Annotated in this window: 10 protein-coding genes; 2 read left to right on the top strand and 8 right to left on the bottom strand. The window is 44.1% G+C overall.

Features of this window, described 5'->3' with window-relative positions; all coding sequences use genetic code 11:
• Window positions 1-17: 17 nt before the first annotated feature.
• The gene (locus EAE30_RS03540) at window positions 18-977 is read left to right on the top strand and encodes an arginine deiminase-related protein (RefSeq protein ID WP_123014697.1); all 960 of its coding nucleotides are present in this window, start codon (window positions 18-20) and stop codon (window positions 975-977) included.
• Between the two features lie 91 nt (window positions 978-1,068).
• Here the strand turns inward: EAE30_RS03540 and EAE30_RS03535 are convergent, their stop codons facing one another.
• From EAE30_RS03535 to glgX, 4 genes are all read right to left on the bottom strand, one after another.
• Window positions 1,069-1,854, bottom strand: a complete 786-nt coding sequence (locus EAE30_RS03535) for a DUF5718 family protein (protein WP_164711781.1) — start codon at window positions 1,852-1,854, stop codon at window positions 1,069-1,071.
• Window positions 1,855-2,203: 349 nt separating this feature from the next.
• Window positions 2,204-3,991, bottom strand: coding sequence for a GtrA family protein (locus EAE30_RS03530; RefSeq protein ID WP_123014695.1), 1,788 nt, complete (start codon window positions 3,989-3,991; stop codon window positions 2,204-2,206).
• Window positions 3,969-4,931 (bottom strand): glycosyltransferase family 2 protein, encoded by a 963-nt coding sequence (locus EAE30_RS03525; protein ID WP_123014694.1) that lies wholly within the window; start codon window positions 4,929-4,931, stop codon window positions 3,969-3,971. The genes EAE30_RS03530 and EAE30_RS03525 overlap by 23 nt, the downstream gene beginning before the upstream one ends.
• A gap of 297 nt (window positions 4,932-5,228) precedes the next feature.
• On the bottom strand, window positions 5,229-7,193 hold the full coding sequence (gene glgX / locus EAE30_RS03520; protein WP_123014693.1) for a glycogen debranching protein GlgX: 1,965 nt from the start codon (window positions 7,191-7,193) through the stop codon (window positions 5,229-5,231).
• Between the two features lie 411 nt (window positions 7,194-7,604).
• On the opposite strand from glgX, the gene EAE30_RS03515 reads away from it, so the two are divergent.
• Window positions 7,605-8,807, top strand: a complete 1,203-nt coding sequence (locus EAE30_RS03515; protein WP_123014692.1) for a tetratricopeptide repeat protein — start codon at window positions 7,605-7,607, stop codon at window positions 8,805-8,807.
• A gap of 62 nt (window positions 8,808-8,869) precedes the next feature.
• Here the strand turns inward: EAE30_RS03515 and sstT are convergent, their stop codons facing one another.
• The 4 genes from sstT to EAE30_RS03490 all read right to left on the bottom strand — a co-directional run bounded on the left by sstT (window position 8,870) and on the right by EAE30_RS03490 (window position 13,879).
• Window positions 8,870-10,078, bottom strand: coding sequence for a serine/threonine transporter SstT (sstT, locus tag EAE30_RS03510; protein ID WP_123014691.1), 1,209 nt, complete (start codon window positions 10,076-10,078; stop codon window positions 8,870-8,872).
• Between the two features lie 248 nt (window positions 10,079-10,326).
• Window positions 10,327-10,821 (bottom strand): copper chaperone PCu(A)C, encoded by a 495-nt coding sequence (locus EAE30_RS03505; protein WP_123014690.1) that lies wholly within the window; start codon window positions 10,819-10,821, stop codon window positions 10,327-10,329.
• 116 nt (window positions 10,822-10,937) lie between these two features.
• The gene (locus tag EAE30_RS03500; protein ID WP_123014689.1) at window positions 10,938-11,858 is read right to left on the bottom strand and encodes a polyprenyl-phosphate transporter; all 921 of its coding nucleotides are present in this window, start codon (window positions 11,856-11,858) and stop codon (window positions 10,938-10,940) included.
• Window positions 11,859-12,292: 434 nt separating this feature from the next.
• The gene (locus EAE30_RS03490; RefSeq protein WP_123014687.1) at window positions 12,293-13,879 is read right to left on the bottom strand and encodes a GGDEF domain-containing protein; all 1,587 of its coding nucleotides are present in this window, start codon (window positions 13,877-13,879) and stop codon (window positions 12,293-12,295) included.
• Between the last annotated feature and the right edge of the window lie 2 nt (window positions 13,880-13,881).

Genomic DNA, 13,881 nt, shown 5'->3' with positions numbered 1-13,881 from the left:
ACGTAGTGAGTGACGTTATGCAAAACAAATTGGCTCAACCTTTTTATCCACGCCATGGGCAGTATGCCGATGCGGTTGTCGTTGTCCCCCCGAAAGAATTTCAGTTTAATGAACAAACAGCAGGCGATAATGAATTCCAGACGCCTTTATCACTCACCACCGAGACGGTTCAACAGCGAGCAATGGTGGAGTACGAGCGGCTTGTGAATGGGGTGCGCGAGGCGGGTGTTACGGTCATTGAATTTGATTACCCACTGTCAGAGACTCCGACGCCTGATGCGGTATTTCCGAATAATTGGTTTAGTACGATGGCCGATGGGCGCTTGATTACGTTTCCAATGGCCTCAGAAAATCGTCAAGTTGAAGTGCGTCCAGAGGCTCTATCGACAGTATTAAAGCAGGCTGGCTGGGCTGTACAAGGCGTGGACACGTTCTCTCAATACATTGCGGTTGAAAAATATCTAGAGAGTACCGGCGCAATGGTGATGGATCATCATGCTGGCGTTATTTATGCTGCGTTGTCGCAGCGGTGTGATGAAACGGTATTAGACGAATATGCTGCCCACATCGGTTATGAAACCGTTCCGTTTAGAACAAGCCTGCCTTCCGGTCAGAGTGTGTACCACACGAACGTTATGATGGCGTTGGGGGAGGCGTTTTGTATCATTTGTGATGAAGTCATTGAGCCAACACAACGACGTGCCGTGATTGAGCGTCTCATGGCTAATAAAGACGTGATACATATTACGATTGAACAGATGAATCGTTTCTGCGGAAATGTGTTGGTCGTAATAACAGAGAGTGGCAAACCGGTGATTGTTCTTTCCCAATCCGCTTATGAAGCCTTCCATCCGGACCAACTTCAACGGTTACGTCAGTATGGCGAGCTATTGCCAATCGATGTCACGACCATCGAGAAAATCGGCGGTGGCAGTGTGCGTTGTATGATGGCGGAAGTGTTTTTGCCGCGCATTTGATATCAGTAGTAAAAAAAAAGAGCGGTGAGCCGCTCTTTTTTATTGCCAATAGACAGGGGTTGTCAGGCCCCTTTGTCATCATTCATGATAATCAGGATACAAGCTCTGCGTCTTTCATCTTTTGCTTCAGGTATAAGATATTAGGCACTGCTTGAATGTTATTACTGGCAAATAAGTCCATCACCTCTTGATGATCATATTCGCTGGTACGGTAGCCAATGATGTGCATGATATCATCCGGTTGCAGGAAGTAGGTTTTTCCCCAATCGGTGTAGTTTGGAGCGCCTGTAAATAACGTCAGTGTTGTAGGGTAGCCATTGGCTTTAAGTTGCGGTAATAGTTGGTCAAACATACCGTGAGAACCTTGATTATTCAGCGTTGTGACGAGCCAGTCTTCCAGCGCCGCGCCAAAAAGCTTGATTTGATGGGTTTCTAGCGGTTGAGTGGCGAGATGACATTCGCCATTGGTTTCAATGTACGAGATGAGGCTGATATCGGATAAATCGGTCAGTGAGTCCAGTGACCACCACTGTGAATATACGCCTTTAGATGCTTTGCCCCATGATTTACGAGCACTGATTTTGGTTTCGTCTTTTAATTGGCGGATAGTAATATCGTTACCAATGGTCATGCGACGTCCACGCACTTGGCTGACTTGTTCACCCTCATAAATAATGTCATATTCAATAACGAACTCAGGTTCGATATCAATATTCTCACCTTTGGTTGGGTAGTGGATAATGGCATCGGTTGTCAGTGAGGACGCATTGTGATCGATAACAAATAGCCCACTTGGATGTTCGTTTTCTTGTACGTTTTCTGCGCCGGAGAGGTGGCCAGCATAGTTGCCGATCACACCCATAGTAATAGAATTCAAAATATCTCCTGTGACCTGTGTCTGTTGTGATAAGTTATCAATAAGAGGCATTATTGTTATAAAAGGGTATGCCTTTTGTGGCTGGTTAACCTAGCACATATTAGAAAGGTTAATGATGGCTTCCTATCCGACAACGGTCACGTTTGCTTGTGATGTTTATGAACTTTTTAAATTTAATGATTTTAATTGGTAAGTGAAATTAGGGAAGGTTATCAGTAATTTACCATTCATATATTAAGCATTATCTTGGTAAAGAAGGCGATGCCCATCTTTGAGTGTGCGGCAACGTTATCATGCAAAAACGCGCACCGACTCCGGTGCGCGCTGATGACCATCAAAAGAGCGATGATTACTCGAAGTGAACGTAGAGCGTGCGGTCTTTAATCGAGACTTCGGTTTCCCCCTTAATCGGCGTCTTTTGGTGGATATAGTTGACCGTAATGGCGGAATCTGGCCATCCTAGTTTGTAGAAATACGGACGAATCATATGGTATTCCAAGTTTGATAAGTTATTAAATTGCTTAGAGTGTGTGACGTTTTTTAGCCATTCACTCATCTTTTCCTTATCCACGGTTGCTACGATCTTATCGTATTTAGACTTATCAGCAATTTTGTGGTTTACATCATTTTTTTCAATGACATTCGCCATAATGATCCGCGTATTATTGTATTTATGGTTGTAGCTGTATGTCTGATAGGCCAACGGAATCAGCAGCAGAATAAGGTTGATATACTTTGCCCACGGGTGTTTTAGCAGGAACACCACCATGGCAATGCCGAGCGGTAGCGTGATACCCGAGCGAAGCGGCACGTGCACACCCAACACAATCACACTGGCATAGATGGAAATGATCACTGCAAGTACGACTAAGAAATACTTCACATTGTCTTTCACTGTGAGCAGCGTAATTCCCAGCGCGGGCAGGTAGAACCATGGGCTTAGCTCCGAAATGTAGTTGGCATTCCGAGTAAAGTCACCCGCACTTTTATCGACATTATTAAGTAATGATTCAAAACCTGTTAATGGGGTTTCTTTACGCCATGACGCCATTTGCATGAAGTGAGCGTGGCCTTCAAATATCCAAGTGTAGAGATAAATGAGCCCATTACCGATGAGATAGCCCAGAATGTAACCCGCAGCCCACCACAGCATAAAGACCAAAATATCTTTGTAATTACGGTCTTTTAGGTAGGCGAGATAGATTAACGGCATCACAAAATAGAACGCGGGATAGGTGGCAAAGAGCAGCACACCTGAGATGAGTAACATACTTGGTATGGATAAGCGGTTACGGTAATAGCTAAATACCGCCAACATGATACAACCTGGTAGTAGCGTCATTGGCCATTTGAACAGCATGGTGTAGTAGGGGATATTCATTACCGTCAGTGCAAAAAATGCGGCTAACCAACGATCACGGCTGAGGGAGCGTGACACGTTATAGCCAAATACACCAATGAAAAGAAAACAGAGAGCATTGGCTAATTGGGGGTTCAAACTGCTACTGATTGGAAAAACGGCAAAGTTAATCCAACGACCTTCCGAGGTAAACTTGTCTGCATAATGCGCCATATATGGCAGGGCATCATGGGCGATATTGATGAGGACGGAGGTATAAATATTATGCAGTGTGACTGCAAGACACGCGAGAAATAACGCGGCGCGAATTAACGATGAGACATTCATAGGATGCACCTCACCTGCGATGTTTTGAGTAAGTGTTTTCAAACTAATACCATTTTTAAAAATGCGTTGATAGCCTATATAGTTCATTGTCATGGACACAAAAATACTGAAAAACTGTCCAATGTACGCGTTGATATGTAACCCTGATACCAGTAGATACAAGCTGAGCGTACTTGCTCCTAATGAGGCAAGATTAACCAGAATGAACGGAATTAACTGCCCTTTCTGGTGCTGACTATTAAAGACAAATCCGCGGTTAAGAAGAAAACTGCACATAACACCAATGCAGTACGCGAGCACAGAAGCCAGAATATAATTATCGAGCAACTGAAAAATAGTCACAAAAGCGAAGTAAGACACGGCGGTATTTAAACCGCCGACCGCTGCAAACCGTAGCTTTTGTTTGGCGTTTGTATACAGCGTTTGCTTAATCGAGGTCAGATTCATCATCTTTTCTCGGTTGTTTGATGTCTTTTTTGACGATATACAGTGGCCTATCTTTTGATTCACTATAAATACGCGCGATGTATTCGCCTAAAATACCGATAGAAATCAATTGCACGCCCCCGATAAATAGCATCGCAACGAGCATGGATGCCCAACCAGATTGCCATTGGTCCGTCGCTAAGCGGATATAAATGGTATAAAACAACATGACGAGCGCGATACCGGAAGAAATAAAGCCAGTAACGATGGACAGTTTGAGCGGTTTGACGGAAAACGAGAGGATGCCATCTAACCCGAATGACAACATTTTTTTCAGTGGGTATTTGGTTTCGCCTGCAAAACGCTCATTACGTTTGTAGGTAATCGACGTTTGATTGAAACCAATCCAACTGACCATGCCACGAATGAAACGGTGCTTTTCTGGCATTGCATTTAGTTGATCAACCACTTGACGGTCCATCAAACGAAAATCGCCTGTGTCTAATGGAATAGGAACTTCCGATAAGTAGTTGAGTATGCGGTAGAACCATTTTGCTGAGGCGAGTTTGAAGCGTGATTCGCCTTCACGATTTTCCCGAGTTCCATAGACGACATCATAGCCTTGTTCCCAAAGTTTGATCATGCCATCGATCAGTTGCGGTGGATCTTGTAAGTCTGCATCAATCAGAACGACGGCATCCCCTGTACTTGCCTGAATGCCCGCAGACACGGCAGGTTGGTGACCGAAGTTACGTGAAAAGGATATCAGGTGGATATTGTCATGTTCCTTACTGTACTGCAGTAATTTACTTTCGGTATCGTCCGCACTGCCATCGTTTACGAACAACAGTTCGAATTGATAGTTCTCAATACCTTGGGTCACTTGTAACATTTCTGCTACGGTCTGATCGATTACCTCACTTTCGTTATAGCAAGGAATTACCACTGAAACGGTTTTCTGCATAGGGATCACCTTTTTATTTCCCCAACGGGGCGATAACTTTTACACTCAAATATTGATATGCACAAACAATCACTTAGCCATTTATCATTCTTTATTAAAGCGGTGCTGTGTGATTTTAATTTATCGGCAATGTGCAACGTTAACGATTAATGTCAGTCTATTTGAGCAGTTTAATATCAAGGGAAAAACAGGGTTATGTTAATAAACTGCCACAACTCAACCATCCGTATTGTTGAGATGTGACAATTTAACTGGCAGGAGGGACAATCATATTCAATCAGGTTGGCGATGATGCCTTTACTTGGCCGAAAAATATAAAATCGACATGGATGTTGGCAACTGTAAGCGTTCTTTTTCTGTGATACCTAACTTTTTATTGTGGAGGTTATTGGTATCACAGATGATTTGCCACTGCTGTTGTTTATCCGTCGGTAAACGAAAGCGAGCGGGGGCACGACTTTGATTGATGAGGTAGAGCATTTCGTCACCATCCTCGTTCATTCCTAAATGCAGTGCAACGGACGATACCTTGTCCCAATCTTCCATATTCATCTCTTGACCATCAACGCGACGCCAAAATACGCGATTGTCATTACGGGTTTCACCACTGAAGGCACGAATAAATGGCACCATATATTGTTGGCGAGCTTTCATCATTTTCGCTACCCAGTGACGAAAGACTTCTTGTGACGAATTGAGCTCCCAATTGAGCCAGCTTAATTCATTATCCTGACAATATGCGTTGTTGTTGCCTTGCTGAGTATGCGAAAGGAGATCAGCGGTCAGTATGTGTGGTATACCGAAAGCAAATAACATGCTGGTGACCATATTGCGCTTTTGACGTTCTCGGCGACTTTTTATCGTGACATTGAAGGTTTCACCTTCTTCCCCATAATTATCAGAGCGATTATCACCATGACCATCTTGGTTATTTTCACCATTGGCTTCATTATGCTTATGTTTATAAGTCACCAGATCTTGCATGGTGAAACCGTCATGGTAAGTAATGTAATTGACCGTTAACTTAAATGGCCAATTGGCGGCACTATATAAGTCGCGCGAGCCCATAATACGCGTCGCAAAATCGTTCAGATAGCCCGCATCGCCGCGCCAAAAGCTGCGTGCGACATCGCGGAGCTTGTCATTGGTCTCATTCCAACCAAACGGGAAGTTCCCCACTTGGTATCCATTGGGACCAATATCCCAAGGCTCGGCAATCAATTTTATGTCTTTAAGAATTGGATCTTGAGCAATAGCTTTGAAAAAGCCGCCATCGGCGCGGAATTGATCGCCATAGCGACCCAATGTAGCGGCTAAATCGAAACGAAATCCGTCAATATGGTAGTTTTGTACCCAGAAGCGCAACGTATCCATGACGAGGTTGAGTGAGGGTTGATAGGCTAGATTCAGGGTGTTCCCACAACCGGTAAAATTCGCAAAATGCTCTTCATGCATTAAATAATAGTGCGGATCGAGTGCTTTTAGGTTAAAAATGAGACCATTATCCCCGCCTTCTGCTGTGTGGTTGTATACCACATCGAGTATCACTTCTATACCGGCTTTATGCAGCTCGCGCACCGCCGTTTTCAGTTCGGTCACTGCGTCTTTATGGGCATAGCGAGGATCAGGAGCCATAAAGAGATAAGGGTTGTAACCCCAATAGTTGACCATATCCATTTCGAGCAAATGCGGCTCATGCATGCAGGCAGCGATAGGCAACAACTGTAACGTATTGATATTTTGTTGCTGATAAAACTCCAGCATTGGTTCACTGACCAATCCTAAATACGTGCCATTTTCGCGCGGTGGTACATCTGGGTGTAACTGAGTGAGCCCTTTCACATGGGTTTCACACAATATCATCTCTTCTCTAGGCCGTTTGGGCATGGTGCTATCTTGCCAATCAAAATGGTCTGCTGTGACAACACACTTAGGTAAGGTGAAACTGGTTTTTTCATCGAAGGGTGGGGTGTAGTGTAACGGTGCGGATATCGCTTGGGCGTATGGGTCGGAGATATAATGGGCTTTATCATTGATTGTCACAATAAATCCGTATAACTGACCTTCCTTAATGTCAGGGATATACGTATGTTTAATATGGGCATAGTTATGTTGCAGTGGATGTTCAGTGTAGTGTTCGCCCAATTCATCAAACAGCACTAATTGGATATCTGAACTGGCAGGCGCATAGATAGCAAAATTGCACCCGTGAGAGTTAAGTGTTGCGCCGAGAGGGTAAGGAGTAGAGACCAGATCATTCATGATAATATTCAACTTCTTCCATGTGAGTGATGACTTTTTCAGCCTTAACCTTTAGTTAAAGCCTTTGTTTTTAATAGGTCAAGGTATGTAATTGAAAAATACGCCCTGCGAGGTATGGTTTTTTCATGAGAAACCGCGTAATTAAGGGGCTGTTTTGACTTTATTATCAAGACTCTTCAGCATGCTTTTATCTTTTCCGTGATGTTCATCGTAAGAAAAGGCCATGGTGCGATCGAATCATCAGGGCTCCAGCATTTTCTCTGGTTAAATACGTGTTATGGAGATAAATCCTGGCGGTGAGGCATTGAGCGTGCGTCAGGTATGATAAGCTTTATTACAAATTGATGTCTTTAGTCTGAGTGTTAACTGGTGCTCGGATGTCATAAAACTAAGAGAAAAGAACATTACTTCATGGATAATATTGGAATTGCGGTCGGTGTTTTAGGGGTTTCCCTTATCCTCATTTTTATTTGGATGATTGCGTTATCGATGCGCAAACGTCGACTAAAAGAAGAAAAAGCGGCCAAAGAAATCGCCTATCATAAAGCGTTGCAACGCATGCGCGAGCAAGAACATAAAGAACGTTTATTCAAAGCGGAGTCCGGTCATGTGCCAACGATGTTGTATTTGGCGAAAGAGGCTGAACGTGGCAATAGCAATGAGGCGTTTTTTTGGTATGAAAAAGCGGCGTCCATGGATGATAGAAACGGTATCTTTGGCCTTATCCGCTTAGCGAAGCGTATGCGTACTGATGTCATCATGAACGAAAAAATTCACTTTTGGGAGACATATATACGTGCGCAAGATGGCGATCTCTTAGCCAAGATGGAAGTCGGAAAACTGTTCATTGAAGGTACGGGAACGGAGGTAAACGTTCAGCGAGGGTTGACGTTTATGCAGGAAGCCGCGGAGAAGAACGTTATCGATGCCATTTTGTTTATGGCCGATTGGTGTGTCGCTAAAGACAACCCATCCCCTTCGCCGAGTGATTCGAATTATTGGTTATACCAAGCGGTGACCATGGGTAATACCGCGGCAATGATGAAATTGGGGTTGCATTATCTGAATGGTATCGGTGTGTCCAGTGATCATCGCAAAGCCTGTTATTGGCTGGAACGCGCATCAGAACGGGGAAGTCGTGAAGCGATGTTTCATGCGGGTCATGCGTGGATGGATTACGGGACAAACGGTAATGAAATTGCTTACATCTGGTTTTTCTTGTCGGCAATGTGCCAATACGAACCCGCTAAAGCCATTCGTGATGCGGTCGGCGCTAAAATTGGGGTTGAATCCGTGGTCGGGTTACAGTCTTTAGCAAAACCGCTGCATAAAAAAATCATCAACAAAGACGTGTCTGACCATGCGCTCATTCGAGTTTTGAACCGATTGTATAAACGGCCTATTCCTGTCTCAGATGAAGACAAAGTGGACGTGCCGTTCGAATCGCTTTCGTCAGAGCATGATATCAATGCGCCAGAACAAGGAGTGTCATTGGTCGAACCGTCGCTCGATGATGAGCAACAAGACGCTCAGTCACCGTCTTCGACGGTGGACAAAGTGGAAGAGTCTAAGGATATAAAACCCTCGTTAGATTTTACTCAGAAGCACTTTTAACCGGATATAATAGGCATAAAAAAACCGACATGATGTCGGTTTTTTTGTTTTTAACGCTCGCGTTAGTTTTGCTTGCTACGACACACTGCCGCAGTAAAGACAACGTCCGTTGAGCTGTTTAACGCGGTTTCGGCTGAGTCTTGGATCACACCGATAATAAAGCCAACTCCGACAACCTGCATTGCAACGTCATTAGAAATACCAAAGAGGCTACAAGCTAGGGGAATCAATAGGAGTGACCCACCCGCAACACCAGAGGCGCCACACGCGGAAATGGCCGCAACCAAACTTAAGAGGATCGCGGTGGTAATATCAATATCGATCCCTAGTGTATGCACGGCTGCGAGTGTCAGCACTGTGATGGTAATGGCTGCGCCACCCATATTAATGGTTGCGCCCAGTGGGATAGAGACAGAATAAGTATCTTCATCCAACTTCAGTTTTTCACACAAGTTCATATTGACTGGAATATTGGCAGCGCTTGAACGCGTGAAAAATGCCGTCACGCCACTTTCACGTAAGCATTGAAGAACTAATGGGTATGGGTTAACGCCTGTTTTGATATAGACAATCAGCGGGTTGACGATTAGGGCAATAAATATCATTGCGCTAAGCAAAACAGCCAGTAAGTGTCCAAAGTTTAATAGAGAGTCAAACCCTGTGGTTGCAAAAGTGGAGGCAACTAAACCGAAGATACCAATAGGGGCTAGACGGATAATAAAGCGAACAATTTGTGATACCCCGTGGCTAAGGTCTTCAAACACTCCCTTGGTGCTCTCTGAGGCGTGATGAAGGGCGAGTCCTAAACCAATGGCCCAAGCCAAGATACCGATGTAGTTGGCATTCATCAATGCACTGATTGGGTTATCGACCAACTTAAAAAGTAGGGTATGCAGGACTTCACCAATGCCTTGAGGTGGCGTGGTTCCTGTCACTGAGTCGCCTAAGTTCAATGTGGTTGGGAAAAGAAAGCTCAGGGCAACGGCGGTTAATGATGCTGCAAATGTACCGATGAGATACAAGGTCACAACGGGACGCATGTTAGAGCTTTGGTTTTTTTTCTGGTTGGCAATTGATGCTGCGACCAAAATAAATACGAGAATAGGTGCAACGGCTTTGAGTGCGCCAACAAAAAGTGAGCCAAGTAGTTTGACACTAATGGCAGCGGCCGGCGAAATGAGAGCGAGAACGACACCCGCAATAATACCCACTACGATCTGGAGAACCAGATTCCCTTGAGCATAGCGTTGAACTATGTTACTGCTTTGCATATTTATTCCTATATAAAAATGGTTTGTGGCAATTTCTAATTATGGATTTTTGAATAGTAAACAATACTAACGTCATCAGTCGAGCTGTCTAGAGTTTATTGCTGTATTGATAAAAAATTAGCGGTGAGTAGCGTTATAAGGTTCACAGCTAGAAAAATTTCATACATAACGGGGATTTCTAGCTGCGGATTCAGAGGGGGAAGATGTGCGTGAGCAATGGATGACCGAGCGGAGACTTGGAATGAATATTAATTCGTCGCTTTATGGTCGATGGGGGGTGGAATAACCCCCGGTGAGTGCAGCGCATCTTTTAAGCTTAAGCGGACAGGGACTTCCACGTTAATGGTTTTTTTGTTACTGAAGTGCAGCGTGAGCGTGATGTGTTCATGGGCTTCTAGCGGTTTGACTAAGCCTAATAACGCAATACGAGTATCACCGGGCTCTAAAACTTTTGAGCTTTGTGCTGGGATAGTCAGTTGATCGACTTTGCGCCCGATGGCTTTGGCATTGTGACTGTCCATTGTTTGTATTTCAACGCGTGTCGAGGCGCTGGTGGTGATGCTGGTGAGTGTCTGTGCTTGATTAGTATTATTGACAATTTTTCCATAAACAAAGCCACTTAATTGCGCCGCTTGAGTGACCGTGACGTAAGGTTGTATCACCGTGAGATTGGTATTCGTTTTGCTCTGGACACTTGGGCTGGCGGCCAGTGTAAGAAGAATTAGGGCGAAAAATGGTTTCATATGAGATTATCCCGTCATAAATATACAGTCATTATACCGCGAATGAGCCATGCTTGCAGTGCGAAGTCTCTTATGGTGAGGAAAAATCCCCTCACCATAAGAGTGGTCAGTACACACTATTTATTATTTTGACTTGCGTACTTTTCTAACCCTAAAACGGCGGCAATGGCACATAACATCATGACAATGGCTAACAGTAATTGTGGGGGATGAGATGTAACGGCTTCATAGTGGAATGGGGATAAGTTCTTCTGCAATAGAGGTACTTGTTCGCCATGAGAATTAATACGCCACGTTAAGGTTTCTTTCCAAGGCCAGATTTTCGGTAATGTCCCGAGCATTAATCCGGTAAGCAGCATCAAGGTTGTGTCTCGGTGGCGATTCAGCAACCAAGATAATAAATGAGAGAACGTCATTAACCCTGCGATACAGCCAATGGCGAATAGCCCGATCACCTCAAACTGCATGGACTTCACTGCGCCCAAAATCGGCGCGTACATTCCTAATAACAACAGAATAAAACTGCCAGAAATGCCGGGTAAAATCATCGCACAAATAGCAATAGAACCAGCAATAAAAATGTTGATGCCTGATGCGTCCATCGCGATAGGTTTGATCTCAGTAATACTGTAAGCGATCGCAATACCCAGCAATAATGTTAGCCACTGTGGTATCTGTTTGTGTTCTATTTGTTTCATCATGTGATACACAGACACCAGAATGAGGCCAAAGAAAAAAGACCACGTTGGTGTGGGGTGCGTTTCCAAAAGCCAAGAAATCAGTTTTGCGAGTGTCAGAATGCTGGTGAGAATGCCGCCAAATAAAGACAGTAAAAAGAAAAGATTGATGTGTTTACAGACGGCTTTAAAGCCCTGCTGACGCCACAAAGAGATTAAGCTTGGGTTAACACGGCGGATACTTTCTAACAGCGTATCATAGACACCCGTGATGAACGCGATCGTGCCACCAGAAACACCAGGAACCACGTCGGCGGCTCCCATGGCAATGCCTTTCAAGTACGTACTTATGTAATTCATTAGATACCTTAAGCCAACTAATTTACTGAGAATGACATGCAGTATAACGAAATTTTATTCGTTTGAGTGATACTGGATGAAAACCTTGCAAAGGCTTTGCTTACGCTAAGGAAATGAGTGCAAAAATTTGCAATATAGGAATTGCATTTTGCGAAAAATAGAGCGTGTTGTTGGATTATCGACCGGAAAATAGCCATCTCAGCATAAAAACAGACACTAATTAGTTGGCACGTATAATGCTTATTATAAAGTGACTCTTTAAGCCAGAGTCACCTAGCCAACTGACGTTGTTAGTGAATGTTTTTGTTCACACGATATTTAAGCCAATCGTACTTTTACGATTGGCTCTTTTTTTATCTGCGCAGCACAACGCATTGTCAGGTTGGCGCGGGCTCTTGGTGTATCAAGGATGCGGTTTAGAGTGTGTCATCAGTTTAGTCTTCGTGACACACTTGGTTGCGTCCGTTGGCCTTCGCTCGATATAAGGCTTTGTCCGCGCGGTGGAAGGTTCTCTGAGTATTCTCTCCAGAACGATGTAAGGTGGCTCCAATACTCACGGTGAGCTGTCTGTCACCTAGTATGGGACTCCAATCGGTCTGCGCGATAATGTGGCGGAGTTCTTCCGCTAGCAGTTTGACCGTTTCTAAATTTTGATTTTCGATGATCACTAAGAACTCTTCACCACCAAAGCGCACCCAGTGTTGCCCCTCTTGATTGAAATAATGACGTATTTCCAAAGAGACTCGACTGATGGCCTGATCCCCAATTAAGTGACTGTACTCGTCATTAATTGATTTAAAGTGGTCGATATCGATGATTAAAAACGCAAAGTCTGTGTCATGCAGTAACATGTCTTTTAACTGACCATCCAGCCAACGGCGGTTATGCATTTGCGTTAAAGGATCGGTGAAGACGTCTTGCTGTAACTGTGCCACCGCATTACGTTGTGTTTCCGTTGTTTCTTTTAGTTCGCGGTTTTCGATTTCAGAGAGAATTAACTTGAGTTGCAAATCAAGTTGCGAAAGGCGGCGTAATTGATTCGGCCCCAGCTCGGCTATTGGCATAAGTCTAATCAGCTCTGACTCACATTCGAACGCTAACTTTTCATAACGCAATGCGTGTTGATACTCCCCCGATTGTGTATGAATGTCGCTATAAGCATTATACAAATCGATTTTGAGCTTTGGATGATAGGAGCGGGTCGCACGACGCTGGGCGTTATCGAGTAAATACATGGCGAGATGCGATTTGTGAAGATAATACAGACAATAGGCTTGTTCTATGCGACATGCACACGCAAACCAATTGTCATGCACCACCCCGAGGGTATAGGAGATCGATGACAAGATTTTTAATGCGGCGTTAAATTGCCCTTTGAGGCGATAAATTCTCGATTTATAGAGTAACACTTTACCATTGAGAAGCTTATCATTGACCAGAATCGATAGCTCTTCACACTCCGACAGCAACACTTGCGCGGCTTTATAACGTTTTAAGCGAATGTAGCTTCCGAGCTTATAGAGTTTATATTGTAAGCGTAAACTGCGACTGGATAGCGCATGATCAATACGGTCGATTTTCTTATAATAGCGATTGGCTCGATTATAATCGCCAAAATGCTCACACATGCGGCCCATTCCAATAATGGCTGAAGCATGGGTATCTAAATCATAGTTTTTAATCGCTAATTTGGTCATCAACACATATTCGTCTAGTGCTAACGTGTATTGTTTTGTCGCGATGTAGCATTCACTCAGGCTTTGCTTAATGGATAATTGTAATTCAATGTTTTGATCGTCATCTGCCACGAGGTTGAGCGCATCTTCTAAGTACTGGATGCTTTGTTCGTAGCATTCGGCATTAATCAGATATTCGGATGTGATCAGTAAACAAAGAGCATGTTCCACATCCGTTTCGGCCACATTTTGGCGAATCGTTTCCCATGACGCGATGGCCTCCTGTCCAGAGAGATGGGTGATATCGTACCCATAGTCTTGTACTTTTTTTAATAATGCTTCCATAC

It is taken from the genome of Vibrio zhugei (genome assembly GCF_003716875.1).
Lineage (GTDB): Bacteria > Pseudomonadota > Gammaproteobacteria > Enterobacterales > Vibrionaceae > Vibrio > Vibrio zhugei.
The sequence above is the reverse complement of the archived record's forward strand: the minus strand, read 5'-3'. Positions and strand labels throughout refer to the sequence as shown.